This is a genomic window from Prevotella sp. AGR2160, assembly GCF_000424185.1.
Classification (GTDB): domain Bacteria; phylum Bacteroidota; class Bacteroidia; order Bacteroidales; family Bacteroidaceae; genus Prevotella.
This window is the reverse complement of the sequence record NZ_AUJK01000025.1, coordinates 1-26,626: the sequence shown is the minus strand read 5'-3', so window position 1 is coordinate 26,626 and position 26,626 is coordinate 1. Positions and strand designations below refer to the sequence as shown.

At 46.0% G+C, this 26,626-nt stretch carries 31 protein-coding genes and 2 pseudogenes; 25 read left to right on the top strand and 8 right to left on the bottom strand.

The annotated features are described in order from the left end of the window. Positions 1–108: 108 nt before the first annotated feature. The 7 genes from G604_RS0111665 to G604_RS14390 all read right to left on the bottom strand — a co-directional run bounded on the left by G604_RS0111665 (position 109) and on the right by G604_RS14390 (position 5,566). Entirely contained in the window at positions 109–1,896 is a 1,788-nt protein-coding gene (locus G604_RS0111665) for a chloride channel protein (RefSeq protein ID WP_028910712.1), read from the bottom strand. A gap of 122 nt (positions 1,897–2,018) precedes the next feature. Then, on the bottom strand, positions 2,019–2,996 hold the full coding sequence (gene fmt / locus G604_RS0111660; protein ID WP_028910711.1) for a methionyl-tRNA formyltransferase: 978 nt from the start codon (positions 2,994–2,996) through the stop codon (positions 2,019–2,021). Positions 2,997–3,006: 10 nt separating this feature from the next. Continuing rightward, the gene (locus G604_RS0111655) at positions 3,007–3,582 is read right to left on the bottom strand and encodes an L-threonylcarbamoyladenylate synthase (RefSeq protein ID WP_028910710.1); all 576 of its coding nucleotides are present in this window, start codon (positions 3,580–3,582) and stop codon (positions 3,007–3,009) included. Positions 3,583–3,759: 177 nt separating this feature from the next. Beyond that, entirely contained in the window at positions 3,760–3,864 is a 105-nt protein-coding gene (locus tag G604_RS15305) for a smalltalk protein (RefSeq protein ID WP_155941944.1), read from the bottom strand. A 203-nt stretch (positions 3,865–4,067) separates the two neighbouring features. Further along, positions 4,068–4,502: a hypothetical protein gene (locus G604_RS0111645; protein WP_028910709.1), complete on the bottom strand. Its 435-nt coding sequence runs from the start codon at positions 4,500–4,502 to the stop codon at positions 4,068–4,070. A gap of 10 nt (positions 4,503–4,512) precedes the next feature. Then, entirely contained in the window at positions 4,513–5,016 is a 504-nt protein-coding gene (locus G604_RS14395) for a DUF5675 family protein (protein ID WP_051220399.1), read from the bottom strand. Positions 5,017–5,182: 166 nt separating this feature from the next. After that, a complete protein-coding gene (locus tag G604_RS14390) occupies positions 5,183–5,566 on the bottom strand; it encodes a D-Ala-D-Ala carboxypeptidase family metallohydrolase (RefSeq protein WP_051220398.1) in 384 nt (127 codons plus the stop codon). A gap of 365 nt (positions 5,567–5,931) precedes the next feature. On the opposite strand from G604_RS14390, the gene G604_RS15300 reads away from it, so the two are divergent. From G604_RS15300 to G604_RS0111525, 24 genes and pseudogenes are all read left to right on the top strand, one after another. Next, positions 5,932–6,081, top strand: a complete 150-nt coding sequence (locus tag G604_RS15300; protein ID WP_155941943.1) for a hypothetical protein — start codon at positions 5,932–5,934, stop codon at positions 6,079–6,081. Between the two features lie 565 nt (positions 6,082–6,646). Next, entirely contained in the window at positions 6,647–6,862 is a 216-nt protein-coding gene (locus G604_RS0111625) for an oligosaccharide flippase family protein (RefSeq protein ID WP_081657761.1), read from the top strand. Between the two features lie 22 nt (positions 6,863–6,884). Further along, positions 6,885–7,307: a hypothetical protein gene (locus G604_RS15295; RefSeq protein ID WP_155941942.1), complete on the top strand. Its 423-nt coding sequence runs from the start codon at positions 6,885–6,887 to the stop codon at positions 7,305–7,307. Beyond that, positions 7,294–8,322, top strand: a complete 1,029-nt coding sequence (locus G604_RS0111620) for an acyltransferase (protein ID WP_028910706.1) — start codon at positions 7,294–7,296, stop codon at positions 8,320–8,322. Before G604_RS15295 ends, G604_RS0111620 begins: the two co-directional genes overlap by 14 nt. A 9-nt stretch (positions 8,323–8,331) precedes the next feature. After that, complete coding sequence (locus G604_RS0111615) at positions 8,332–9,849, top strand: lipopolysaccharide biosynthesis protein (protein WP_028910705.1); 1,518 nt, start codon at positions 8,332–8,334, stop codon at positions 9,847–9,849. 3 nt (positions 9,850–9,852) lie between these two features. Then, positions 9,853–10,497 carry a serine protease gene (locus G604_RS0111610; RefSeq protein ID WP_081657760.1) on the top strand — a complete coding sequence of 215 codons (645 nt, stop codon included), beginning with the start codon at positions 9,853–9,855 and terminating at the stop codon, positions 10,495–10,497. Further along, a complete protein-coding gene (locus G604_RS0111605; RefSeq protein WP_028910703.1) occupies positions 10,494–10,934 on the top strand; it encodes a hypothetical protein in 441 nt (146 codons plus the stop codon). Before G604_RS0111610 ends, G604_RS0111605 begins: the two co-directional genes overlap by 4 nt. A gap of 159 nt (positions 10,935–11,093) precedes the next feature. Next, positions 11,094–11,774 (top strand): annotated as a pseudogene (locus tag G604_RS0111600) (acyltransferase family protein); the annotation flags it as partial. Between the two features lie 36 nt (positions 11,775–11,810). Then, positions 11,811–11,990: a hypothetical protein gene (locus G604_RS0111595; RefSeq protein ID WP_028910701.1), complete on the top strand. Its 180-nt coding sequence runs from the start codon at positions 11,811–11,813 to the stop codon at positions 11,988–11,990. Between the two features lie 301 nt (positions 11,991–12,291). After that, positions 12,292–12,564: a hypothetical protein gene (locus G604_RS15440; RefSeq protein WP_196801133.1), complete on the top strand. Its 273-nt coding sequence runs from the start codon at positions 12,292–12,294 to the stop codon at positions 12,562–12,564. Then, the gene (locus tag G604_RS0111590; RefSeq protein ID WP_028910700.1) at positions 12,557–13,027 is read left to right on the top strand and encodes a DUF2335 domain-containing protein; all 471 of its coding nucleotides are present in this window, start codon (positions 12,557–12,559) and stop codon (positions 13,025–13,027) included. The genes G604_RS15440 and G604_RS0111590 overlap by 8 nt, the downstream gene beginning before the upstream one ends. 2 nt (positions 13,028–13,029) lie before the next feature. Then, entirely contained in the window at positions 13,030–14,283 is a 1,254-nt protein-coding gene (locus tag G604_RS0111585; protein WP_028910699.1) for a nucleotide sugar dehydrogenase, read from the top strand. Beyond that, on the top strand, positions 14,283–15,287 hold the full coding sequence (locus G604_RS14385) for a putative nucleotide-diphospho-sugar transferase (protein ID WP_051220396.1): 1,005 nt from the start codon (positions 14,283–14,285) through the stop codon (positions 15,285–15,287). The genes G604_RS0111585 and G604_RS14385 overlap by 1 nt, the downstream gene beginning before the upstream one ends. A 25-nt stretch (positions 15,288–15,312) precedes the next feature. Next, complete coding sequence (locus G604_RS0111575; RefSeq protein WP_028910698.1) at positions 15,313–16,275, top strand: MBL fold metallo-hydrolase; 963 nt, start codon at positions 15,313–15,315, stop codon at positions 16,273–16,275. A 26-nt stretch (positions 16,276–16,301) separates the two neighbouring features. Then, positions 16,302–17,018 (top strand): hypothetical protein, encoded by a 717-nt coding sequence (locus tag G604_RS0111570; RefSeq protein ID WP_028910697.1) that lies wholly within the window; start codon positions 16,302–16,304, stop codon positions 17,016–17,018. Between the two features lie 15 nt (positions 17,019–17,033). After that, complete coding sequence (locus G604_RS0111565; protein WP_028910696.1) at positions 17,034–17,303, top strand: hypothetical protein; 270 nt, start codon at positions 17,034–17,036, stop codon at positions 17,301–17,303. Between the two features lie 561 nt (positions 17,304–17,864). Continuing rightward, positions 17,865–18,203, top strand: coding sequence for a helix-turn-helix domain-containing protein (locus G604_RS14875; RefSeq protein WP_051220395.1), 339 nt, complete (start codon positions 17,865–17,867; stop codon positions 18,201–18,203). Continuing rightward, entirely contained in the window at positions 18,187–18,939 is a 753-nt protein-coding gene (locus G604_RS0111555; protein WP_028910695.1) for an ImmA/IrrE family metallo-endopeptidase, read from the top strand. Before G604_RS14875 ends, G604_RS0111555 begins: the two co-directional genes overlap by 17 nt. Continuing rightward, complete coding sequence (locus tag G604_RS0111550; RefSeq protein ID WP_028910694.1) at positions 18,914–19,366, top strand: hypothetical protein; 453 nt, start codon at positions 18,914–18,916, stop codon at positions 19,364–19,366. The genes G604_RS0111555 and G604_RS0111550 overlap by 26 nt, the downstream gene beginning before the upstream one ends. Positions 19,367–19,658: 292 nt before the next feature. Next, entirely contained in the window at positions 19,659–19,793 is a 135-nt protein-coding gene (locus tag G604_RS15080; RefSeq protein ID WP_081657759.1) for a glycosyltransferase family A protein, read from the top strand. Continuing rightward, a complete protein-coding gene (locus tag G604_RS14375; RefSeq protein WP_051220394.1) occupies positions 19,774–20,640 on the top strand; it encodes a DUF3644 domain-containing protein in 867 nt (288 codons plus the stop codon). The genes G604_RS15080 and G604_RS14375 overlap by 20 nt, the downstream gene beginning before the upstream one ends. Before the next feature lie 47 nt (positions 20,641–20,687). Next, entirely contained in the window at positions 20,688–21,611 is a 924-nt protein-coding gene (locus tag G604_RS0111535) for a glycosyltransferase (protein WP_028910693.1), read from the top strand. 322 nt (positions 21,612–21,933) lie between these two features. Beyond that, the gene (locus tag G604_RS14370; RefSeq protein ID WP_051220393.1) at positions 21,934–23,115 is read left to right on the top strand and encodes an ATP-binding protein; all 1,182 of its coding nucleotides are present in this window, start codon (positions 21,934–21,936) and stop codon (positions 23,113–23,115) included. 426 nt (positions 23,116–23,541) lie between these two features. Next, on the top strand, positions 23,542–24,726 hold the full coding sequence (locus G604_RS0111525) for an ATP-binding protein (RefSeq protein WP_028910692.1): 1,185 nt from the start codon (positions 23,542–23,544) through the stop codon (positions 24,724–24,726). Positions 24,727–25,099: 373 nt separating this feature from the next. Here the strand turns inward: G604_RS0111525 and G604_RS0111520 are convergent, their stop codons facing one another. Next, positions 25,100–26,284, bottom strand: a complete 1,185-nt coding sequence (locus tag G604_RS0111520) for a RepB family plasmid replication initiator protein (protein WP_028910691.1) — start codon at positions 26,282–26,284, stop codon at positions 25,100–25,102. A gap of 124 nt (positions 26,285–26,408) precedes the next feature. Here G604_RS0111520 and G604_RS0111515 point away from each other — a divergent pair. Beyond that, positions 26,409–26,626: pseudogene (locus G604_RS0111515) on the top strand (DDE transposase); the annotation flags it as partial.

The following is a 26,626-nucleotide window of genomic DNA, read 5'->3' as shown; positions in this document are numbered from 1 at the left end:
TGGCGGCCCGATGCCCGAAAGGGCATTCATTAATGGCGAAAAATTCCTGTTTTGATTCGGCGTTACCGCCGACGGGCCGCCACAAGGGACGGCCCTTGCACGTGGATCCTATTCTTCGCTCAGATCGCTGACGACCTTCCGGTAGATCGAGTACATTTTCACACGGGAGATATATCCCACCAAACGGCCGTTGACATCGACGACAGGTAACTGGGCGGCAGCGGTCTTGTCAAACTTATGCATCACTTCCCGCATCGGGTCGTTGAGACCGATGATGGCATCGGGCTGGCGCATGAGCTGACTGACATTGAACTTCTGATACAGTTCCGTGCGGAAGATGATATGCCGCAGGTTCGTAATGTCGATGACACCCTCGAAATGGCCGTCGTCATCGATCACCGGGATGAAGTTGTTGTTCGACCGACTGATCTCGTTGACGAGCTTGCCCATCGGCAGGTCCTCACGTACAGGGTGGTAGTCTTTCTCAATCATCTCGTTCATGTTCATCAGCGTCAGTGCCGTCTGGTCGGTATGATGCGTGAGCAGTTTCCCCTCGCGGGCCAGACGGAGGGCATAGATACTGTGGGTCTCGAAGATATTCGTCGTCAGATAAGAGGAGATACACACGATCATCAACGGCATGAACATCTGATAGCCACCCGTCAGCTCGGCGATGAGGAAGATTCCCGTCAGCGGCGCGTGCATGACACCTGTCATCACGCCTGCCATACCGAGGAGGGTGAAGTTGTTCTCAGGGATGTACACGCCAATCTGATGCATGTTCCACAACCGGGAGAAGAAGAATCCCGCAAAACCGCCGATGAACAGACTGGGCGCGAAGGTACCACCGCAGCCGCCGCCACCATTCGTCGCCGATGTGGCGAAAGTCTTCGTGACGACGACGAGACCGATATAGAGTACGAGGAGGTTCGTATGTCCGGCGAAGATGCTGCCGTCCATGAGTGTCGACCAGTCGGTGGCTGTCTTACCACACAGGAGGATGTTCACGGCATTGTAGCCTTCACCATAGAGCGAGGGGAAGAAGAAAATGAGCACGGACAACATCAGTCCGCCGACGAGGAGTTTGGCTATCGGGTGGCGTGTCATCTTCGCGAACATCCCCTCACAGGCCGACATCGACCGCATGAAATAGAGGCTCACGAAACTCGAGGCGATACCGAGGAGGATATATGCCGGGACACGCGCCAGCTGCCACTCGTTCTGTAACTGGAAGTCGAAGAGCATCTTACTCCCCGAGAAGATATAGCTGAAGGCCGTCGCTGTCACCGAGGCGATGAGGATCGGCATGAGGGCATTCATGCTCAGGTCGATCATCAGAATCTCCAGAGTGAAGACGAGACCGGCGATGGGGGCCTTGAAGATGCCGGCGATGGCCGCGGAGGCTCCGGCACCAACGAGGATCATCAATGTCTTGTTGTCGAGGCCGAAGAGACGTCCGAGGTTGCTGCCGATGGCACTGCCCGTGAGGACGATCGGGGCCTCGGCACCGACACTGCCACCGAAGCCGATGGTGATGCCGGAGGCTACGACACTCGTCCAACAGTTATGTCCGCGCAGATGGGCGTGGTTCGTCGACATGGCATACAGCACACGCGTGATACCGTGGGAGATATTATCCTTGACGATATATTTGATGAAGAGGGTCGTCAGCGTGATACCGATGAGCGGGCACACGAGGTAGAACCAGTTGACCTGGAAATTGCCGAAGCCGGCCTGTAGGGCATGCTGGATGAGATGGATGATGCCATGGAGCAGCAGTCCCGCCAACGAGGCGAAGAAGCCGACGACGAAACTCAGGATGAGCAGCATCTGTCGGTCCGTGACGTGCTTCTCCCGCCACTTCACGATCCTGTCGAATGTTTCCTTTATATTCATAGATGTTCTTTTGAAGGACCTGCCGTTTTGTGCTTGCGCTTTGCAAGCGCAGGGTTTGAATGGCCTGCCGTTTTGTGCTTGCGCTTTGCAAGCGCAAGGTAGCGCAGATACCCGGGGAGGAATTAGGGATGAGGCTTATATCCGTTCAGGAAGCTCCCTGCCTCCATCCGCTTCTTTCCCGCCGGCTGTACGACGCGCAGCTCGATCCATGTCCCTTCGCCGCAGGCCATGAGCAACCGCTTATGATGGGCCACGAGGCAGCCGGCCTCGGCTGCCTCCTCAGGGAGATCTTCGGTGGCGACGCGGGAGTCGTAGATCTTCAGCACGGCCTGTTTCCCTTTCTGATCCGTGAACGTCGTCCACGCACCAGGGATGGGACTGAGACCGCGGATGAAGTCATGGACCTGTTGGGCGGACTTCGAAGCATCGATCTCACACGTCTCCTTGAAGATCTTCGGGGCACCATGGAGCGGCCCGTGGATGTTCTTCTCAAGTTCCTCCTGCGGCATGGCGTCGACGTGTCCGCCACCGGCGATGATCCCGTCGATGGTCTCGATGGCGGCATCGGCACCGAGGGCCATGAGTCCGTCATAGACCGTCTCTACATTATCCTCGGGTCCGATAGGGAATTTCTTCTGGAGGATGATCCGGCCCGTATCGATATTCTTGTCGAGGAAGAACGTCGTCACACCCGTCTCCTTCTCTCCGTTGATGATGGCCCAGTTGATCGGGGCGGCACCACGGTACTGTGGCAGCAAGGCGGCATGGACATTGAACGTGCCGAAACGCGGCATGGCCCATACCACCTCGGGCAACATCCTGAAGGCGACGACGACCTGCAGGTCGGCATGATAGGAGCGGAGCTCCTCGACGAAGGCCGGGTCTTTCATCTTCACGGGTTGCAGCACGGGGATGTCATGCTCCTGGGCATATACTTTCACCGCCGACGGCTGCAGGTGGTCCTGGTGCCGTCCCACGGGTTTGTCGGGCTGTGTCACCACCGCCACAACGTTATATCCTCCTTCCACGAGTCGCTGCAGGGTCCCCACCGCAAACTCCGGCGTGCCCATAAACACCACTCTTATATCCTTCTTTTCCATTTCTATTCCTTTATCGGATTATTTTTATTTCTCCTTCGGAAGAGAGCTTCACGATGGAACTTGGCGTGTGCGGCTTATGCTCCTGACGGCGGCTCCAGCAGACATAGTCCACCTTCTCCAGGAGCTGCGGGTCGATATCTTGGTAGTTCTGTGCCGCCGGCTGCCCACTGATGTTCGCCGACGTGCTCACCACCGGCTTCTGCATGCGGTAACAGAGCTCATGGGAGAACGGCTCCTGCGTCACACGCATGGCCAGCGACCCGTCCTCGGCGACGAGGTTCGACGCCACACCCTGGGCACCGTCGAGGATCACCGTCGTGGGACGTGTCCCCTGGGCGATGGAGTCGAAGAGGTCCCAGGCTACCTGCGGGATATTCCGGAAATAACGCACGAGGCGGTCAGCACTGTCGACGAGACAGATCAGTGCTTTCGAGTCATCACGCTGTTTGATGTCATACACTCTCTTCACGGCCTCGGCATTCGTGGCGTCACAGCCGATGCCCCATACGGTATCCGTAGGGTAGAGAATCACGCCGCCTTTGCGCATGCACTCCACGGCCTTCTTGATATCTTCTTCAAATGTCATAATCGGTATCTATTCTTTCATTAAATGTTTTAACCTAACAAAATTACGAAAAAATAGTCAAGTAACAGAAAATGTGATGTTAAAAAAAACAAACGCCCTCCGTAGGGACATGATTTATCATGCTCCGTGAAAATGCTGAACATGACGAATCAAGTCCCTACGTTTGAGGGTGAGGCATCACATGCAGCTCGTCAATCCTAATGTGGTGGCGATGGCAGTGAGGATACTGATGACGACATTGATGATCGTCTTCCAGGTGTCTTTTTTGTTTCCTACTGACATAATTGTAAAATTAAAAAAGTAAAGAATTAAAAAATTAAACAGAGGATCGGATCCTTATGCAGGGGCCGTCCCTTGTGGCGGCCCGATGCCCATAAGGGCATTCAATATGCGCAATCCGATCCGTCGTGCCGACGGCGGACCGCCACATTTCTGTCCCCCGGGCACGGGGGAAATGAAGGGGGTGGACGGCCCCTGCAAGTGGATTACGGCTGTGTCGTGGTCGTCGTTTCGCTCTTCGGTTTGATATACTCATCATCCTGCTTGGAGGCGGCGACGGTGGCGAGCTCATCACGGGAGAACTGGCCGGTGGCACGGGCGCGGAGCTTATAGGCCATGACATCCTTGCCGATGTCGAACTCCTCGGGCTTGTCAGTATGACCACTTCTGATACCGAGCGAGAAGATGGCAAGGTCATTGAGCTTCACGGCATTGCCCTGGAGGGTGAGCTCGTGGATACAGCTCACCATATCCTTCAGGACCCCATAGATGGTCCCCTTCGAATACGGCGTGTTATGCAGACTCATGTGCTCGGCGAGCTTCTCGAGGTCGTAGGTCTCGTTGACCTTCACACGACCGAGATACTTACCATAGATGGCACTCTTCTTGTTGTTGTTCTTGTAGATACGGATCTTCAGCATGATAGTAACATTACCTCTCCGCCACCGTCAGGATGCAGACCGGCGATGACATCGTTTTACGAGGCATAGCTTTTTGTAAAATTTGGTTAAGGATACGGAAGGCCCGCTGTGACGCTACGAGTCGTCCTTTCTTTTTGTTCCAGCCCACGAGGATACATCCCCGTGTGTCACAAGGGCTGTTGCCCGGATGGATGAGGACACCGTCAAAGGCGGGGACTTCCTTCAGGCGGGGAGGACAGCCATGGCAGCTGCGTAGCCATGGATAACGGTGGACATCGGTGAAACGGCTGCTGTACTCGTTGAGTGCGAGAGCATAGGAGCCCGTGGGGATAGCGGTATGGCCGGAAACTTTCCGGCGCACCAGCTCGCCCAGCGGCATCCCTTTCTGAAGGCCTCTGTCGTGCGGTTCCATCGTGTCCATGAGGTAGTGCCAGTGGCCGTCCTCCTTGATATACAGATGGCCAAGGGTATAATCTGGTTCATGACATATTCTTTTTAATAAAATACCGATCATTTATAACATTTTTTTTCTTCCGCTTCTTCTGTGGGATGGCTCTATCAATGATTATATTGATGATTATTGATGGGGCATGATCCGCAAATGGATAACGGATAACGGACAACGGATAATTTCTGCAGAGGGGGCGGAACATGAAGAATAATGTCCGTGTGAATCCGTGTTATCCGTTGCCATTCATGAGGATGACGTGGATCTTCCCTTGGAAGGTCTCGGTCTTGCACGGCAGCGTGGCGAGAACGGTGAGGTATTTGCGGGCGATCTCGGCGTTGGGGATGAAGAGGTCGACGGCACGGCCCTGGAGATAAGGGGACGTGTCGTCACTACCGTAGAAGGCGTTGAGCTCCCGGCAGCGGAAGGCAGCGATGATGGTGGGATGTCCGACATGGCGTTGGAGGGGCTCGAGGACCTCCGTGCACAAGGCGTGGAGGTTCTCCAACTGTAACCCTTCCGGTGTGTTTGCAATTCCCCGGTCCAGCGCGTGGGCGTCGAGCGTCAGGCGCCGGAGGGAGAAATGCTTGCTGAGGTTAACAATTTTCTTTTTCATAGACGGTGTGGTTGAGTAGTATCTTTTGTTTTACATTTGCAAAGATACAACAAAAAAGTCCCCTTGTCAACTGATTTTCATATACTTTTTTTGGAAAAAATAAAAAAAGTGCTCTTTTCCCCTTTGTAGGGACATGATTCATCATGTTCCGCCCGCTGTGGCGTTTTTTTACGAAGAAAACCTATAAAACAAGATAAAAACCGATTGCCCGCGCAAGGAAAAACCGCTGCGCTTTTGATCCTCATGCAGGGGCCGTCCTTTATGGCGGCCCGATGCCGGTAACGGCATTCCTGATGGAGAATGCAAAGTGCGGATGGGGTCCCCGGAGAGGCCCAACATGGTTAACCCCGGGCACACGGTACGGGATGGCCGGAGCGCCAGCGACGGACATCACGTACCGTGCGCCCGGGGACAGCGTCTCCTCCCCGCTCTCCGTCCTCGAAGAGGGCGAACATCTGCCACGAATGATTCCCTTGCGTGGCCACAACATGGTGGCCACCTACCAGTGGATCTGAGTAAGCGCAGCCGGTTTTTCATTTGTTTTTCCCGGTTTTCTTCTTCACCCCTCTGCCTCTCTGCCACAATTATCCATTATCCATTCTCCATTTTCCATTATTTTTTTGTCCATTTGACAAAAAAATCTTATCTTTGCACCAAATACGCAAGAGGATAGTCATTCTGCGACCCACCATCGGGTCCTAGGCGGAAGTCCACTGTCTCTCCCAAGGTCGGAATAACCGATGAACCTTTGTCTCGTTTGGAGGTGAAGGGTGGGGAGGATTGTGAACTTACGACACTGCTGATTATCGGGCATCGGACAACACGGACTTTCACGGACCTTTCCGGGAATGGTAGGTGGCCTCCATGTTGTGGCCAAGCAAGGGAATATGTAGGGACATAATTTATTATGATCCGGTAGGGACATGATTTATCATGTTCCGTCCTCCTTCCACCATTATCCATTCTCTATTCTCCGTTCTCCGTTTGCGCAGCAATGTCCATTCTCTATTGTCCTTTCTCCATTTGCGCAGCAAGTTATCCGTTTGTGCAGCATTGTAGAATCATCATTTTTATATTTATATGTCAAGTTTAAAAGTTGAGATGGCCAAGGGACTGATGTGGACGGCGATCGGGAAATATACCGGCATCGTCATCTCCATCGTTGTCTCCATGGTGCTGGCACGACTCATTGCGCCGGAGGAGTTCGGTATCGTCGCCATCGCACAGGTCGCCATCGCATTCATCGGCGTCATCTCTGATATGGGTATCGGGGCCGCTATCGTACAGAATCAATAATAGAATAAAATTATGACATATATTGAATTTAAAACAGGGGAAATCTCCTGATCTTTATGATTTAATCAGCCACTCTTATGATTGTCAGATAAGAAATTCAACTGCCCATAGTTCATATTACATAAATCTTGATTCCAAAATAATAGCTTTATTAGATTCTGAAACTTATAGCTATAAAGAGAAAATTAATTTTGATGACTGGGAAAAGATCTTTATTCATTCGGTAATGTTATCATATCATTTGATGTCAATTCTGAATACTAGATTAAATCATTTTATGGACGACTATCCTAATATTAATACTGTATCAATAAATTGGCCTTCTTTCATTCATCCAGGAAGAAAGAGCTCAATTAAAATTTATCCTTATAGAATTGGCAAAATTGTGCGATTTAATTTTGAAACGAAGTTTCAACCCTTTTTAGGCAAAAATGACAGCAAATAATAATAAGCCCCAACTTCGCAACTCCAGCATTGAGTTGCTCCGCATTCTTTGTATGATGTGCATTATAGGTCATCATATCATTATCAATGTATTGTCGGTGAATTTCCAATACCCAATTTATACATTTGTCGATAGCCTGATGCATGTTGCCGTTATAGTATTTGTGTTGATCACAGGGTACTATGGCATACATTTTCGTTTGCATAAAGTTTTCGCTTTGGAAGCAGAACTTATATATTATAGCGTGTTAGCTAGTGCTGTCGCGTTACTGGTGTTTCACTCTATCCATATTAAAGATATGGTGATGAGTTTCTTTCCGGTGACTAAACATGTCTATTGGTTTATGTCGGCATACATGGAACTCTATCTTGCCTCACCGTTGATCAATAGACTTTTGGAGAAGTTATCAAAGAGACAGTTCATATATATGCTTTTGGTGATAGGATTCTCCTACAGTGTCTTGTTTACTGGTGATACGTATAATGCAGGCACTAACCTTACTGGCTTTACATTCTTGTATGTTCTAGGTCGGTATATCAAGTGCTATCCCGTGTATGACAATATCAAGACTAATTCTTTTTTGATTTGTTTGGCCCTCTATACTATGCTTGTTCTTGGCTGCTCTTTCCTTCCTACAACAGGGAGAATATTCCCTCATTTCGTGAATTGGTTTTACTTATATAATGGCGTAGGTATCATCTTTTTTGGAGTGGTTGTTTTTGGATTGTTCTCACGATGGACATTCTTCAGTCCAATCATCAACAAGATGGCTAAATCAGTTTTAGCAATCTATCTTATTCACGAGAATCATGCCATCTCTCAGTATATTTATGTTAAGCCTATGCAGTATCTACATAATTATCTACAAATAGGGGGGGGGCTGTCGATGATAATATTAATTGTTTTGATTACTTTGGTTTGTATAGCAATAGATCAAATCAGAATACTCTTCTTCCGTTATCTTCCCTTTGAAAAATTGGAGCAAAAGTTTACCAGTGTTATCAATAAAATTTAGAGAAATCTCATGCGAGAAAGTAACAAAAGAATCGCCAAGAACACTTTAATCCTCTATATCCGTCTGGCTGTAACCATGCTTGTAGGTTTGTTCACCTCAAGATATGTGCTCAAGGCCTTAGGCGTTTCTGATTATGGTCTGTATAATGTAGTCGGTAGTGTCATCGGAATGTATGCGTTTATCGCCGGTTCTCTCTCTGATACTACAGCTCGCTTTATCAACTTTGAAATGGGAAAGGAGGACGGTGATGTTAACAGGATGTTTAATATCTGCAACTTCATGCATATCTGTATGGCGATCATCATCCTGGTCATCTCAGAGACCTTTGGTATCTGGTATATCAATAATTATTTGAATGTGGCTCCCGGAAAACTAGGTGATGCCATGTTTGTTTTCCAGGTATCTATTACGGTTTGTTGCTTGGGAATTATCAATGTACCTTATTCCAGTCTTTATAATGTTCATGAAAAATTCCTATTTCCGGCTCTGTTGGATATAGGTTATACACTCTTAAGATTAGGTTTGGTTATCTTCTTGATTTATTATAAAGGTAATGCTTTGCGATTCTATGCCCTGATGATGAGTCTGACAACTTTCTCCAATTTCATCATATATCATTATCTCGCATATCGGAATTGGCATGATATTGTTAGGTGGAAATTTGTTCCTGGGTGGAAGAACTATAAGAGTCCTTTGTCCTTTACTACCTATAATATGATCTATACCATGGCTTTGACAGCTCGTGATACGGGTAGTAACTTGTTGATCAACTTCTTCTTTGGTACAGTTGTCAATGCAGCTTTTGCCGTGGCTAAATCAGTCCAAGGTTATGTGGATGCATTTGTGGGATCCTTTGGGGGTGCTGCAGCTCCACAAATTACGCAGAATCTGGCGGGTGAACACAAGGATAGATCGGCATTCTTGGCTAACAATATTTGTCGTATCACAATAGCTTTAACAGAGTTGGCTGTTCTGCCTCTATTTGTCGAGATGCCATTTATATTGAAATTATGGTTGAAGACGCCACCTCAGAACTCAGATATTTTCTGTCGTATTATGCTGTTCATTCTTTGGTTTGCAACAACGAGTGCAGGTATCGTACAGGTAATTAATGGTTCCGGCAGAATCAAATGGTTCAAACTAAATCTGAGCGCATTCTTTTTGATTAACTTGCCTTTAGGTTACATCGCCTTCAAAATGGGAGCTCCGGCATATACGATCTTGATCTTCTTCGCATTATCTGATATTTGTCAAAGAATCATACAACTTTGTCTCTTGAAAAAGCTCTTACATTATGACGTAAAGTCCTTTATGAAAGAGGCGTATGTTCGAACGGGTATTGTATTGGGCTTGATGATTGTTTATATTATTATCTATCTTCAGCTTCCAATCATATCTACATGGGGGCATATTTTAGGTTTCTTAGTTACGGGCTGCATCTCTCTGATATTCTTCCTTATGATTTCTATCAAGAAAAATGAGCGCCAAATCGTTTTGAACCTTGTTCGGAGTAAAATAAAAAGATAAAAAATGTTGAGTAATTATTCGCACTATTGTGTAATTATTTGCGAGATCCTAGAAGGACCACAATTTAGGCCATTAGGGACTGGGTTTATTGTAGATGAAAAAAGAATAGCAACTGCTATGCATGTAGTCAAAGGAATAGGTAAATTATGTATAGTTCCTTCAAATGATATAGAAATTAATGGATATCAAGAAGTAAATTTCCCTAATACAATTTTGGGATCTGTAAAAGTTGTTGAGGATAATCCATTTAATGATCTATGTATATTAGAGATTGAAAATGGTAAATTCCAAGGAATGTTGCCTAATATATCTTCACTTGATTCTGTGCCGATCGGTAAGAAATTAAGCCTATGGGGATTTCCGCATTGTACATTAGGAAGGCGGCTCCTAACATATCAGGAGATGGAAGTTGGCGCTAAGATGATGATGGGAGACAAATTTAAATACAAATATGCCACTCTCAATATTCAAACTAGACCGGGCCAGTCAGGCTCAATAGTTTGTGATCCAGAAACAGGTGTTATTGTGGGAGTATTATTGGGAACTTATGCTCCCAATAGTGGCATCGTTATTGCAGGTATTAATCCATATGAACTCAATCAATCTTCTTACTGTATTTCTGCCGAATATATTTTGGAAATGTTATGATAATAGAACAACATTCAATAGATGAATGGCTTTCAAATGAGAAGCCGTATAAAATTAAAATGGTAAAGGAACTCCTTAAAAATAATAATGAAGAAGAAACCGCTAAATTATGGCTAATAACGAATGGGATTGAAAACACAAAATCTTTTGGGGGATCTCAAACTTCTTTACCAAAGGATACATATTGGAATCGTTTTAGACAGGAATTTGATATGTTTTTATGTGGACACCCAAAATATCAATCGGTAAGAGATTCAATAGTTAAGAATGGAAATATAGTTCAAATTTCTAGTTCGGCTTTAATAAGTTCTGCTATAGCTAATTATATGGGGATAGCATCTTGTTTCATATCGGTTCCTGTAGTTTTGATGTTAGATGCTTTTTCAAGAATAGCATTAAATGCGTATTGTAAGAATTTTCATTTTAAAGATAAATAATAAAATGTCATCCACTCATCCCCTTCGCCTCCCTTATATCGATGTCCTCAAGGGTATCTTGATCTTGCTCGTTATCGAGCATCATATCGATAATATTGCACGAAAAGAAGGTCTTAACAACTTGATGTTCAGTACTTTAGAGGGGGGGGTACGTCGGCGGCGTTCGCCGGCTTCTTCATGCAGGCGTTCTTCCTGCTGAACGGTTACACATCCCACTTCGACAAGCCGTTTAAGCCCTTTCTGGTGAAGAACGTGCGGACACTGATCGTGCCGTATGTCGTTTTCTCCTGTGTCGTCTGGGTGCTCCAGGCACTGTGCTTCGGAGACACGCGGCTCTTTGTCCCCGTGGGGCAGGGGGATCAGCAGTGGTTCTTCATGGATGAGACCTACTGGTTCCTCACGGCACTGTTCTTCGGACGGATCATCTATTGGACCGTCAACCGGTATGTCCACAACGAATGGGCTCGGGGCGCCATCATGATCGCCATCATGCTCCTGGGCTTCTGGCTCAACCACCGCATGGACGGTCTTGTGTTGGATCCTGCCCATTTCGACAACCACCTGCATTACCGCAATGCCCTCTGCATGTCGGTCTTCATTTGGTTGGGCGATGAGATGAAACGCTATAAGGATCTCGTGCGGCGCTGGCTGCCCTGGGCCTGCGTCGCTTACTTCGTGTCGCTGGCCGGTGCCCATCTCATCGGTCGTACGGATCTCGTGGTCTGTTACACGCATTCCACGAACTGCGGCTATTTCCATATCCCGTTCTATCTCTATTTCGCCACGCTGGGATCGTTGGCATCGTTATGGATTGCGAGGAAGATCAGCAGCTGTCGGTAGCTGGAATATTTCGGCAAGGGAAGTATCGTGGTCTACATGATTCATTTCTTCTTCCTGAAGGCCGTGATCCTTATCCTCTGTCCCTTGGTGGATCCGAACAACAAACTGGCGTGTGCCGCTCTGTGGTTCGCCATCTTCATCATTGTCGCCGCCCTCTGTGTCGCCACAATATGGTTGGTGGAGCGGAAAGGGATGAAGTGGGCGATAGGGAAATAAATAGAAGCCTCACCCCCAGCCCCTACCCGAAAAGGGAGGGGAGGCCCAACCCCTAACGGGGATTGGGCGATGGTTACCGAGACACGCCCTTCGATTCCCTTGCAGGGTGCGGCCCTCGTGGCCGTCCGCCGTCGGTACGACGGAGTTTCCTGAGATACCCGACTAGGTGCAGATCTTGATAATTATCATGATTTTGCTGGAAAAAGATTTCTCTTTAACAAAAAATAGGACTGTTTATTTGAGATTGTTGAATCAATTGTTTATATTTGCATAGTGAATTAGAAATCTTGAATATTGTGTTATGGTACAGAAGAAATATTATATAAGAAGAAAATCGAATTACGTTTTCGTTGTTGATAATGACGGAAACGTAGTATACTCTTCTGAGCATCATTCTCCGGTTATTACTGACAAGCATCCATTTATCTCTGGTTTCACCAAGTTGTTTGGTGATCGTAGCATGGAGAGAAAATTGAGAAGAAGAATATCTTTAAGTCCTTCTGCTCGTTTGAATGGATATTGGGAAAATGTGGGAAACTATTTAGTTAACAGTTTGGATAATCAGCATGAGTGATAATAGCGACGATATAAAGAAAGCAGAAGAGGATCTTCCGCAGGATGTAAAGGACTTCTTAAAGAGGATTCCTAAAGAGAACAGAGAAAAGGTTGTTGGAGAATTAATAGTCAGCCAACAACTAACGTCTTTTCATGGTCCATTACCACCGCCTGAAGTTCTTAAGGAATATGCGAAAGTCCTTCCTGGTTCTCCGGAAAGATTGTTGAAACTTGTGGAGAATGAACAGCAACATACTCATAAAAATGAGAATCGAATGATCCTTGATCAGATATGGAAGGGATGGGTTGGCTTGATCATTGGAGCTCTTCTAGTCTTTCTCTTTTTCTTGAAAGCTTTCGATTTGGCAATGGCCGGACATGATTGGGTAGCCGGTATCATATTCTCGTTCACGATTATAGCGGTTGCTGGTGTTTTCGTACTTCATAAATTTTATGATCAAAAAGGAAATAGAAGAGAATAGATATGTCAACAGATAATCTGAAGATAGCAGTGGCCGGTACCGGCTACGTCGGACTGAGCATTTCCACCCTGCTCAGTCAGCATCATGCGGTCACAGCCGTGGATGTCATTCCCGAGAAGGTGGAGATGATCAACAACCGGAAGTCGCCGATACAGGACGACTATATCGAGAAATACCTCGCTGAGAAGGAGCTCCATCTCAAGGCGACACTCGACGGCGCGAAGGCGTATGCCGACGCTGATTTCGTCGTCATCGCCACGCCGACGAACTACGACCCGGTGAAGAACTACTTCGACACATCGCATGTCGAGGAGGTCATCGAACTCGTCATGAAGGTGAACCCGAAAGCCATCATGGTCATCAAGTCGACGATCCCCGTGGGCTATACCGAGAGCGTGCGCCGCAAATACCACTGCGACAACATCATCTTCGCCCCGGAGTTCCTCAGGGAGAGCAAGGCCCTCTACGACAACCTCTATCCGAGCAGAATCATCGTTGGTCGCCCCGAAGGTGACAGCCGGCTCGATGAGGCCGCCCATACTTTTGCCGCCCTCCTCCAGGAGGGAGCCATCAAGGAGGATATCCCGACGCTCTTCATGGGTCTCACGGAGGCCGAGGCAGTGAAGCTCTTCGCCAACACGTACCTCGCCCTGCGTGTGAGCTATTTCAATGAGCTCGACACCTATGCCGAGGTGAAGGGACTCCATGCCGCCAACATCATCAAGGGCGTCTGCCTCGACCCCCGTATCGGTGACTTCTACAACAACCCGAGCTTCGGCTATGGCGGCTACTGTCTGCCGAAGGATACGAAGCAGTTGCTCGCCAACTACAAGGACGTGCCGGAGAACCTCATCCAGGCTATCGTCGACAGCAACCGCACGCGTAAGGACTTCATCGCCGACCAGGTGCTGCACCGTGCCGGCTATTACGACTATTTCAACCGTGGTGATTTTGATCCCACGGAGGAGAAGACGTGTGTCATCGGTGTCTACCGTCTGACGATGAAGAGTAACAGTGACAATTTCCGTCAGTCGAGTATCCAGGGCGTGATGAAGCGCATCAAGGCCAAGGGTGCCCAGGTGATCATCTACGAGCCGACGCTCGAGGACGGTTCGACATTCTTTGGCAGTAAGGTGGTCAACGACCTGCAGAAGTTCAAGTCCATGAGTCATGCCATCATCGCCAACCGCTACGACCGCTGCCTCGATGACGTGCAGGAGAAAGTGTATACTAGAGATATTTTTAGGAGAGACTGATGAAAACAAAAATCCTCTATGTGCTGACAAGCACGGAGAAAGATATATATTTAGAGCAGGCATATGTGTCAATGGCTTCTGCCAAACATCATATGCCTGACTGTCATATCGTTTTGTTGGTGGATGATCAATCTGCTAAGACTCTTGAAGGTAAGAGAAAGACAGAAATTCAGTTCGTCGATGAGTTGGTGGTGGTAGACGTAGATCATAGCTATTCGAGACAGGAATGCTCAAGAATACTCAAGACTTCTGCGCGTGAACATGTAAAGGGAGACTTTCTCTTCGTAGACTCTGATACAATCTTTGTAAAGCCGATATACGAAGTTGATGATCTGAAGTTTGATATGGCAGCATGTCCGGATAGTCACTCTGATATACCACATAATCCTTATCGGGATAGTTGTCTCATCGGACACGGACATCTGTTGAATTGGTCAATTGATAATGAGAAGGTATATTTCAATAGCGGTATTATCTTTGTAAGAGATTGTGCGAAGACACATGAATTCTACCAGTTGTGGAATAAAAATTGGAAAAAATATCACCATCTGACAGGTGGAATGGATCAGCCTTCTTTCGCAAGAACAAATTATGAGCTCGGGCATCCGGTACAAGTGCTTGATGATACATGGAATGTTGAACTTAAGCATGGAATGAAATTTCTTAAAGATGCCCGTATCGTTCATTATCTTACGACTAATCCTTCTGTTAATGGTATTCAGCTGTTTCTGATGAACAGTAAGGAAAAGTTGATGGAAGTAAAAAGCGGCATAATCCCCAATGATATTCAGCAGCTTTTCGATGATCCTTTCAAGGGATTATCGACTCCAACACTCTGTCTGGCATATGGTGATATGATGACTTATTATCATCTGACATTGGACGTTTATCCAGAATACATGCGAATGAAATCTTCTAAGCTAGTCATGGCTGCCTGGAGGTTTTATCTTTATGTGGCAAGAGTGACTTGGCCGATAAGAAGAAGATTTCATAATTTAGTATAATATCTTTTAGATTTAAGATGGTTGTATGAAAGTCGTAGTTTTCAATGTGGGTGGAGCCCTTAGTTCCTATATAGAAATTGGTAACATTAAATTGATGGTAGATGTTGGCAGTGGAGATGATTTCTCACCTGTTAAAGACTTTTTGGTGCCACTCTTTGAAAGGAGAGGGTATTTACAATATGATTACAATGGTTTAAAAAAATATAGAATAAGCCAATTAATTATCAGCCACCCACATAAAGACCATCTTTCTGATATTCAAAATTTTGACGATCATATATACCCCTTTTTGTTGACTACCCCGAATTCAAATAGCATTCCAAAGAATAATCCTATAAATATTAATTGGAATGCAATCGACTCAAAAGATGATGAAAACGTAAAATATTTACGAACAAAAATGCTTCCAAGACGAGCTATGCCTTTTAAAGTGGCTGATACAACTACAATGTCTTTAGCATATCTCTATCCGAGAAGCGTAGAGAACAGCGATTCTCTCAAAGAAGATAACAGCTATACTAACGACGTAAGTTTGTCCGTATTCTTCAAAGGAGATAAATATAGCGTATTCTTTCCTGGTGACATTCAAAAGCAAGCAATGCATGAATTGCTTTCAGATGAGAGTGAACTATCTCAAAATGGGAGGAATAAACTAAAAGCGAGATTGAAGGAAGGTGTAGATTTCTTGGTATGTCCACATCACGGCCTTAAATCATCTTTCAGTACTGATTTGTTTTCTTGCATGAAGGATGGTAAGACAAATAAATTAAATATCGTATCAGAGAAGCCTACTAAGAAAAATGATACGCGTCAAGTCGATTCTCGTTACAGTACTTCAGATTATTGTCAAGGAAATAATAATCTATCTACGAACGAAGGTCCAGTCTATCAAAGAAAGACATCCAATGGTCATATATTTATAGATGACAATGGAAAGGTCTCAATATCTCCAGATATTGAGGATATTATTGATTTGTTTTGTGAATAAATTTGTGAATAAAAGATATCACATATATGAAATATAAAATGAACAAATACGAGAGGCATGCTTATCTCTATTCTTCTTGGGTCGCTTTGTTGGTACCTTTGATATCAGTGGTGTACTATCTATCTAGTTATTTTTATATTGATTATAAGGGACCTTTAGCGTTTATAAAGGTATTCTTTGCCACAGCATTTCCTACAACAATAGGTTTTGCTGCGGTTGGTTTCTTTTTCCGAGATATTTTCCGACAGACTTCCAAGCAGTTATTCCAATTCAAACTATTTAAGGAAGACGAGACTAAAATGCCAACTACGGAAATGCTTCTATATAAAAATAAGATGCTTTCCCGACAGCGTATAAAACAACTTTCGGAGAAACTTAAAATTGAATACAACGTAAGTTTACCGACAGAAGAAGAACAGGAAAACGACGAAGAAGAATCTAGAAGACGTATTGTTGATGCTGTAGGCCTTATGAGAGCAGCAACGCGTGGTGATAATATTCTTGTGCAAGCCAATTACAGATATGGATTTAGAAGGAACATGTTGGGAGGATTAGTATGGGCAATGCTTGTTCAAATAGTTTTACTCTTATTTATACTTTACAAAAGCGTTAATGTTTCGCCATGCTTAGTAGGGATTTTACTCACAATAGGCCTGTTTCTAATTGGTTGGTCTTCTCTGAAGCCAGCTGCGAGAAATTATGCTAGGACGCTTTTTAATTCATTTCTAAGTTTGAGCAAATAGATTATTAGTACGTATATGGACAGTTTCCACGCCACCGTTTTCGCACTGAAGTTCCATAAGGATTTCGTGCATATCCTAAAGGCAAGCAGCGCTGAGGAGAATGCAGAGTTCTCCCAGAATGGCCGCATGTATGATATCTTTTCTCGCTATGGCTTGTTGTATAAGCTGTATAATAAGGAGAATACGGATTGGTTGAAGCCGATAGACTATCATCATGTCGATGAGGTGATGAATGCCGAGATAGAAGATTCTCTGAAATATCTGAAGTGGGAGATTGAGAATTGATCGTTTATTAGTGATAAAAAAAGAGTCGGCAGCTGCCGTTCTGTCAACTCCTTCTATCGTGATGAAAGGCTTATCTCAAACTCTTTTCTAAAGTAATAACTTACTACTTCTTTTCCTTGACAGTAGTGCTTGGATGGCTTTTCGCATACTTCTCAGTAACGAATCTGCCAGTTTCTGCACTACGGTATTCATAATTTTTTGTGCTATTCTTCATAATAAAAATGAATATTTAGCGTTTTCCATATAGTATTTCACGTAACGGGTATTCCGAGTACCCTTTTCGAGAGTAGTCTGAACACGGGGCACGGCAGTTATGTGGTCGCCTCGTGGACAGACGAAATCGATTTCTCGATTATGGAGTCTCAGTCCACATTTGCAAAGGTAATAAAAAGTTAGGAATGTTGCAAATATTTCTGGTTATATTTTGCATATAAACGGTTATTTTGTTTTAAAAATATAACTGAGATTTGGAATCTCAGAGATTTCTTGCTATCTTTGCAAACGTGAAATGAAACAGAATATCAATAAACCAAGCATTATAAACATTTAGAACGTTATCTTATGAATATTCCAAAGACTCTTGCCAACAATATAAAATTGTTGCGCAATCATTACAATTATACCCAAAAGCAAGTTAGCAACTACTTGGGTATATCTCAGCCGGCATATTCCAAGTACGAGGACGGGAAGGTGGATGTGCCTATGGATAAGATTGAGAAGCTGGCCACACTCTATAATGTAGAAGAATATGATCTGCTTACGGACGAGACAGGTAGTTTAAAGGCGGATATGGTCTTTGCATATCGTAGAAGTGAGAGTGATGTTGATTTGTCTGGAATAGCGAAGTTTCAGAAGATTGTCAAGAACTATATAGAGATCAGTCATGAGCTTGAAGTCTAAGGTGTGGTTAGAAAATAAGGCTAACGAACTGCGTGAAGAAATGAATGTTCGCAGTAGGGATTCGATTAGTATTCACCAGATACTGAAATATAAGCACATCATTGCATATTTTCAGCTAATGGAGGAAGGCTTCTCTGGTATGGCCGTGAAAGTTGCTCATGAAGAAAGAGAATATCGCTTTATGTTGGTGAATACATCTGAGTCTTATGGCAAGCAGCGTTTCACGGCTGCGCATGAGTTGTATCATCTGCTTTATCAGGATCATTTTGAGTGTTCTTATGATACTGATATTTACAGAAATCGTGATCCGGAAGAGAAGAATGCCAATACCTTTGCTACTTATCTTCTTCTTCCGGAAAATGGTCTTCTACAACTCATCCCTGAACAAGAAATGAAAAAGGATATGATTTCCATGTCAACATTGCTTAAACTTGAACAAAACTATCGTTGTTCAAGGATGGCTTTGTTGTTGAGGCTCAAACATATTGGTCTCATATCTGAAAGCTACATCAATGCGCATTATTCCGATGTTAAAAAAACGGCCATGGAGTATGGTTATGATACGAGTTTGTATAGCAAAACAGATAAGACAGAACTTGTGGGCGACTATAATCTTAAAGCTCGTCAGTTGTTTGACCAAGGGAAAATCTCTCAGGCCAAGTATTTCAGTTATCTAAGAGATATGAATATAAATCTGAAGGAGGATTTGGATGAGGAAGAAGATAATCTTGGTTGATTCTGATGTGATCTCCCATTTTATGGCAGCCAATAAGATAGATGATTTGACCCGTATTCTTGATCCTCATATAGTAATGATTGTTGACCAAGTATATCGAGAATCCTCTCATCATCCATTTTTGGAAGAAAGAAAAGATGAACTAGATTCTTGGATGCGGAGATGTCATGTACAAGTTATTTCTATTCCTGATAATAATTGGAAAACTAAGGTAGAGTACGCAAGACTTAAGAAGGAGAACCCCAGACTTGGTGCCGGCGAACGGGAGTGTATGGCTATTGCGAGGTATGGTGGTGAGGTAATCGCAAGTAGTAATTTCCGTGATGTAGCAAATTATTGTGATCTTTATGGAATAGAATATATTGGATTTATGGACATTCTTTGCATTGCTGTTAAGAAAAAAAATATATTCAGAGGAAGTATGTAATAAGATTATTCATGATATTACTCGAATCAATCATGCCAATTTACCGGTATACAAGATAGAAGAATATAAACCTGATAGAGATCTTGGCGAATTTATAGGAGATTAGTTGCATGTATTATGACTGACATGGACTCGTAGGGACGATGATTATTATTGTTCCGTCCAATGCGGGTGTGCGGCTGCAATAGGACGACACCTTCTCATAATCAGAGATATACCACCCCTGATCCTTCTCTAGGACAATTCTCTATGAATTATTCAGTTTAAATAGAAATATATTCAATTCAAAGTAATGGATAAAATATTAACGATCATTATCCCGACATACAACATGGAGAAGTATCTCCGGCATTGTCTGGATTCACTCATCGTCCTGAACATGGAGAAGATAGAGGTGCTCGTCGTCAATGACGGCAGCAGAAAATAGAAGGTTTAAAAGAGTAAGGGGGGATCTACAATTTTGGGAACTCAATACCTGTGTAGCAAAATATTTTATTGATTGCAATAATCCCATTCGAAAAAATATAGAATTCTTCATTCCTTTACGGAATAAGATAGAACACAAGTTTATGCCAGAACTTGATATTAATATTTTTGGTGAATGTCAATCTCTTCTGCTTAATTTTGATACTGTGATAGAAAAAGAATTTGGAGAAGAGTATCGAATAAGGGAAAGTCTATCTTTTGCTTTACAGTTGTTTCCAACTTCGGACGCATTAGTTAAATCTGTAGAAACTTCAAAGGATTCAGAGGCTGTTATGAATTATATCACTAATTTTAGAAATTCAATTTCAACTGAAATATTAGAAAGTGGCCAATATTCATTTAAGGCTTTTTTAATTCAGGTATCCAATCATGAAAGTAAGGATGCCATTCCTATTCAGTTTTACAGATATGACCAAATGTCTGAGGAAGAGAAAGCAAAAATCAAAAAAATAGCGGCTTTAGTGAAGACTAAAGAAAAAACGGTTTTTTCAACGAAAGATCTTCTGAAACCAGCAAAGGTCGTAAAGAAAGTACAACAAGGATTAGGTAATCCTAAAGTTGAAAGAAATGGCAAGGAGGTAGATAAGTTTAATTCGGATACACATACTCGTTGTTGGAAGAAATATAAGGTAAGACCTGAATCGGGTTCTGATACTCCTGAAAAAGTTATAAGCGAATATTGTGTATATGATGAGGCAAATGAATCTTATCTTTATACGGAAAAATGGGTTGATTTCTTAATCAGCAAAATGCAAGATGAAGATGAATATAATTCGCTTTATAAATAGAAAGAAGTTAAATATACTCGAATAATCAAACAGTTAATATTATTCTTATGAATATAGATTTAGTTATCGTGACGTTCAATCGTCTCGAGAAATTGAAGAAAGCACTGAAGTGCTATGATGAGCAGACGGGGGAATTCCGAAACCTCATCGTGGTCAACAACTGCAGTTCGGATGGTACCGATGTATTCCTGGCGGAATGGCAGAAGGTACCGTCGAAGTATCATCGTGTCGTGATCACGGCCAAGGAGAACCTCGGTGGATCGGGCGGGTTCTATCTCGGCCAGAAGTATGCCCTGGAGCATGATGCCGATTGGGTGTTCCTGGCCGATGATGATGCCTATGCCGACAAGGATATGGTGAAGAAATTTCTGGATTTCCACAACCAGAATGATGGAGAGAAATATTCGGCTATATGTGCGGCAGTCTATGATATGGAAGGCAATATAGTTCTATATCATCGGGATTTTTATAAAATCTATCGACAGCATTATCTTTCTCGTTCTTCTTCCCAAAAAGAGGATTATCGAAAGGCTTTTTTCGAAATAAATTTTCTTTCCTATGTTGGCTCTTTCGTAAATGTTAGGGCTATGAGAAAGTATGGATTGGTGAATCCTAAATACTTCATATATTTTGATGATTCAGAGCATAGTCTTCGTCTTGCGAAGTATGGAAAATTGATCTGTGTCCCTTCTATTAAAATTACCCACGAGGGGGGAGCAGAATCAGCTCAAAAAAATATGGATGTAATAACTTGGAGAGATTATTATCTCAGTAGAAACGAGATGAATATGTTGAGAAAACATTTCTCTTTTATCGCTTTATACCAACTGGTGAGGTATTATTTCGTTGACTACCAATCAAATAAAGACAATCCAAGATTTAGACTTCTTTTTAAGGCTAAGTGTGATGGCTTCTTTAACAGATTAGGTAAACATCCAATTTATAAACCAGGATGGTCTGAAAAGATTTAGTAGCATGGGATCGAGGACGTCTTGCCTGGTGGGGGAATCGGTATCCCCCACGCTGCCGGGATGGCTCACTGTCGTTCGCTCATCCCGTCGGCGCGGGGCTCATTGTTCTTGCCCTTTTCGAGGGCGCTGCGCCGAACATGTTCGCCCTCTTGGGGAATGGTAGGTGGCCACCATGTTGCGGCCACGCACCCGTATTGGGCGGAACATAATAAATTATGTCCCTACGTGGCGGAATATATCGTTTTTTTTCGTATCTTTGCAGCGTGGAGGATAGAAATGTGAACCGCCATTTATATAAATCACTGTTTATATTGCGAAGACTATGAAGTTTTACGATCGGAAGGAAGAGATGGAGTTGCTGAGGAGAAATGAGCGGCAATCGAGGGAGCATGCCACATTCACGGTCCTCATGGGTCGCCGGCGTATTGGGAAGACAACACTGCTGACGCATGTCTTTCCCGGGAAGGGCATGGTCTATCTCTTCGTGTCGCGAGACAGTGAGGCGCTGCTCTGTCGGAAGTTCCAACGGGCACTGGAGGAACAGATCGGTCTGTCGGTATATGGTGACGTGACACGGTTCCGTGACCTCTTCGAGATCATCATGAAGGAGAGCGTGCGGCGCCATTTTACGGTCGTCATCGATGAGTTCCAAGGACTGTATCGTATCAATCCGGCTATTTTCAGTGATATCCAGGATCTGTGGGACCGTTATCATGAGGAGAGCCAACTCAACCTCATCGCTTGTGGCAGTATCCATTCGTTGATGAAGCGGATCTTCGAGGACCGGTCGGAACCGCTCTATGGCCGTCCCACGTCGAAGATGACGCTCCGTCCGTTCCGTATTGACGTGATGAAGGAGATCCTGCGGGATGCCAACCCGACGTATACTCCTGAGGATTTGTTGTGTTTCTACATGCTCACGGGAGGTGTGGCGAAATATATCGAGTTGCTCATCGATGCCCGTTGTGTGACGAAGGATCAGATGCTCGATTATGTCTGTCGGCCCGACTCCTATTTCCTCACCGAGGGCCATGATTTGTTGGTGAATGAGTTCCAGGGTGAGTACAGTACTTATTTCTCCATCCTGCAGCTCATCGCCGGGGGCATGACACGCCGTCGGGAGATTGACAGTGCGCTGCAGAAGGATACGGGGACGTATCTGAAGAATCTTGATGAGTATTATGAGTTGATCTCGAAGCAACGGCCGATCCTCTCGAAGCCCGGCGGGAAGGTCAGCGCCTATGAGATCCGGGATGAGTTTCTCAGGTTCTGGTTCCGGTTTATCTATCCTTACCAGACTCTCGTGGAACGGGGACAGTTGCAACTACTCCGGGAGAATATCGAACGACAGTATACGCAGTTCTCCGGTCGTACTCTGGAGCGTTATTTCCAGGAGAAGATGATGGAGTCGGGACTGTTCACGCAAGTGGGCAACTGGTGGGACCGCCAGGGGACGAATGAGATCGATGTCGTGGCCATCAATGAGTTCAGTCATGAGTTGTAAGGCCTCACCCCCAGCCCCTCTCCAAAGGGCGAGGGGAGGCCCCGACCCTGACGGGATCGGGGCGATGATATGTGAGACACGCCCTTCCTCCACGTTGCAGGGGCCGTCCCTCGTGGCGGCCCGTCGCCCGTCAGGGCGAAAGCAACAATGGTAAAGGGCCGTGTGGAATGCCGTATCCGGCATCGGGCCGCCACGAGGGACGGCCCCAGCAAGCGGATCACCGTCCGTGTAAATCCGTGAGAGTCCGTTGCCATTTGCCCATAGTCCCATCGTGCCGATGGTGGACCGGGCCCTTTACTTTTTTACCTTTTTACTTCTTTACTTTTCTTTTTTTTCGTATCTTTGCAGCGTGTTGGGGTGATTTACTCAATGGACTGAGTAATTTTACTTAATGGCTTTATTGTTTTTTACTCAAAGACGGAAAATATGTTTATCAGAGAAGAATATAAGAAGATCAAGCGGCGACTGGAGGAACCTCGGAAGTTCATTCAGGTAGTCATGGGACCGCGACAGGTGGGAAAGTCGACGGTGGTGAAACAGGTGTTGAAGGATATCTCTATCCCTTACCTTCTCTTTCTGGCCGATGACGTGCCGGCGACGAACCGCTCTTGGATCAGTGACTGTTGGGATCAAGCGAGGGTGCTCCTCAAAGCAAAGGGTGCCGGGGAGGTGATCCTCGTCATCGATGAGATCCAAAAGATCCAGGGCTGGAGCGAGGTCGTGAAGAAAGAGTGGGATATGGACTCCTATGATGATGTAGCGGTGAAGGTACTGCTCTTAGGTTCGTCACGGGTTCTCCTGGAGAAGGGGCTCGCCGACTCCATGGCGGGGCGCTATGAGGAGATCCGCATGGGGCACTGGTCGTTCACGGAGATGCGGGAAGCCTTCGGTTGGACCTTGGAGCAATATTTGTTTTACGGAGGCTATCCCGGCAGTGCGCTGCTCATCGACGAGGAGGACCGTTGGAACGACTATATCCTCTCTTCGATCGTTGACGCGACGATCAATAAGGATATCCTGCAGAACACGGTGATCACCAAACCGGCCGTGCTGAAGCAGACGTTCGAACTGGCCTCGGCCTATTCGGGGGAGATCGTGTCGTTGACGAAAATGCTCGGACAGTTGCAGGACGCGAAGAATACGACTACCCTGTCGGGCTATCTCAATCTCCTGCAACAGAGTGGCCTGGTCGGTGGGCTGCAGAAATATTCCATCGACATGGCGAGGAAACGGGCCAGTGTGCCGAAATATCAGGTGTTCAACAATGCGTTGAAGACGGTTTTCCTCAATACGGATTTCCATGGGGCGATGATGGACCGGAAACTGTGGGGAAGGGTCTATGAGTCGGCCATCGGCAGTTATCTGATGAATGAGGCGTTCCGTCGTCGTCTCTCCCTCTACTACTGGCGGGAGGGGAGTGACGAGGTGGACTTCGTGTTGCAGAAGAAGGGTGAGATCATTGCCATTGAGGTGAAGAGCAACAGTGAGCAAGACACGCATGGGTTGCATGTCTTCCAGGAGAAGTTTCATCCGAAGCGTTCCGTGATCGTCGGTCGCGCGGGTATTCCCGCCGAGACCTTCCTGTCGATGGACGTGGAAGAGTTGTTCTAAACTAAAAGTAAAAGAGTAAAAAAGTAAAGAAGTAAAAACGGCGCAGCCGGTTTTCTTTTTTCAACTACCCGCTTGCGCGGGAGAGATTTCAAGATCCTTCCGATCTCTTGCCTTTAGGCATAGGTGAGACACGCCCTTCCTCCACGTTGCAGGGGCCGTCCCTCGTGGCGGCCCGTCGCCCGTCAGGGCGAAAGCAACAATGGTAAAAGGCCGTGTGGAATGCCGTATCCGGCATCGGGCCGCCACGAGGGACGGCCCCTGCATGTGGATCCGGGTGGCGGTGATGGCCCTCGAAGAGGGTTGCAATGTACAAACACGGACATTTCCGGGTATTTCCCGAATGATTCCCTTGCGTGGCCACCATCATTATCCATTATCCATTTTCCGTTCTCCATTTGCGAAGCACCCCCTCCAGCCACTCGTTGTAGTTGCCGATGGTGACGGTGGCGCGGATGCGGGCACACGTCTCTTCGGGGAGATTCAGATATTTCATGACCTGTTCCAGTTGGGTATGGAAATATTGTTGATCCTCGGGGGTGTCGTGGAGGCGCGGACGGATGACGAGATGGAGATGAGGGGGATAACCGCCCGGGCCCGCCTCCTTGTGGTTGTAACTCACCTTGAAATACAGGTCACCGCCGGCATCATACGACTTATGGATCTCTTCCACGGCCTTCAGGAGGACATGCCGCATGAACATCCCGAAATGATGGTACTGTTTCGGTTGTACGAGCATCGACGCGAGATACCGTGTGGCGATGTTGATCGACGGCAGCCGTTTCTTCCAGTCCTCACAGAACATATACATCCGCTGGGAGGCACGCTGATGGTACAGGAGAAACTCCCGGGCATTGATATTGATATAACCGTAGTTCAGGGCGAAGATCTTGTTGGCGTCCTGGAGAGAGAAGATGAACTGGAACTTCCGGCCCCGCTGTCCGAGCCGGTAGATCTTCTTCACGGGATGGATGACCGTCTTCCGCGGTCTCCGCGCGCCGTCGTAGAGCTGCAGACTCTTCAGATAGAGGTCTTTCAGTCGCGGGACGACGAAGTCGACACGGCCGTCATGGGTACAGATGCCCAGGTCGATGGTCAGCACGACATATTGGCGGTAGACCTCGGGATCGCCCTCACGGAAGGGGATCCCCATGCGGTAATGGTCGTGCAACTGCCGGTGGAAGGACTTCCCGGCGGCATGACAGAGGATGATGAAGATGCGCCACTGTACGGGGGTGAAGGTCTCCAGACTGTATACGAGGGTCCGTGGCACGAAGATGGTGTCGGGGATGAAGGGAGGAACGCGTTTGTGGGGTTTCGTCGACTCTTTCTCGTCATGGGAGAGGAAAAAGAGGAGGGGGATGCAGGTCGGATCACCACTATACAGGGTTCGGTAACGGGTGATGACGCTGCGCTTGGAACCGGGCTTGCGCAGTTCACTGTTCTCGACGAATCCTGCGGGGTGATGGGGGATGGGACGGTGGAGGAACTTACAGACCCGTGCCAGCAGGTCCTTCTGGAGTATCCGGTGGCCGTCGGGGTCTCTGAAATCACCATACACCCAGGCGACGTGGACAATTTCCGGCCCAAGGGGGATTGTCCGTGGCAGGCGGATGCCGCTGCCTAACCAAAGAACTTGATATGATAGCGTGCTAAAACTATTTTTTTTGCTTACCTTTGCGGTCATGGAACAAGAAAAGATAGACTTCTACAAAGGTTTAGCGATATATATCCTCCCCGAGGGCGTGACTAACTACTTTGACGTGGTGGACTTCAACGAGCAGCCAGCCAAAGATCACGGGAAGCTTTACAAGACCGAGCTTCACATATATCTTGATGAGAAGGACAATCGTCCAGAGGGCTTTGATGGCGTCAAGTCAAACGGCTTCGGTGAAGAGAGGAT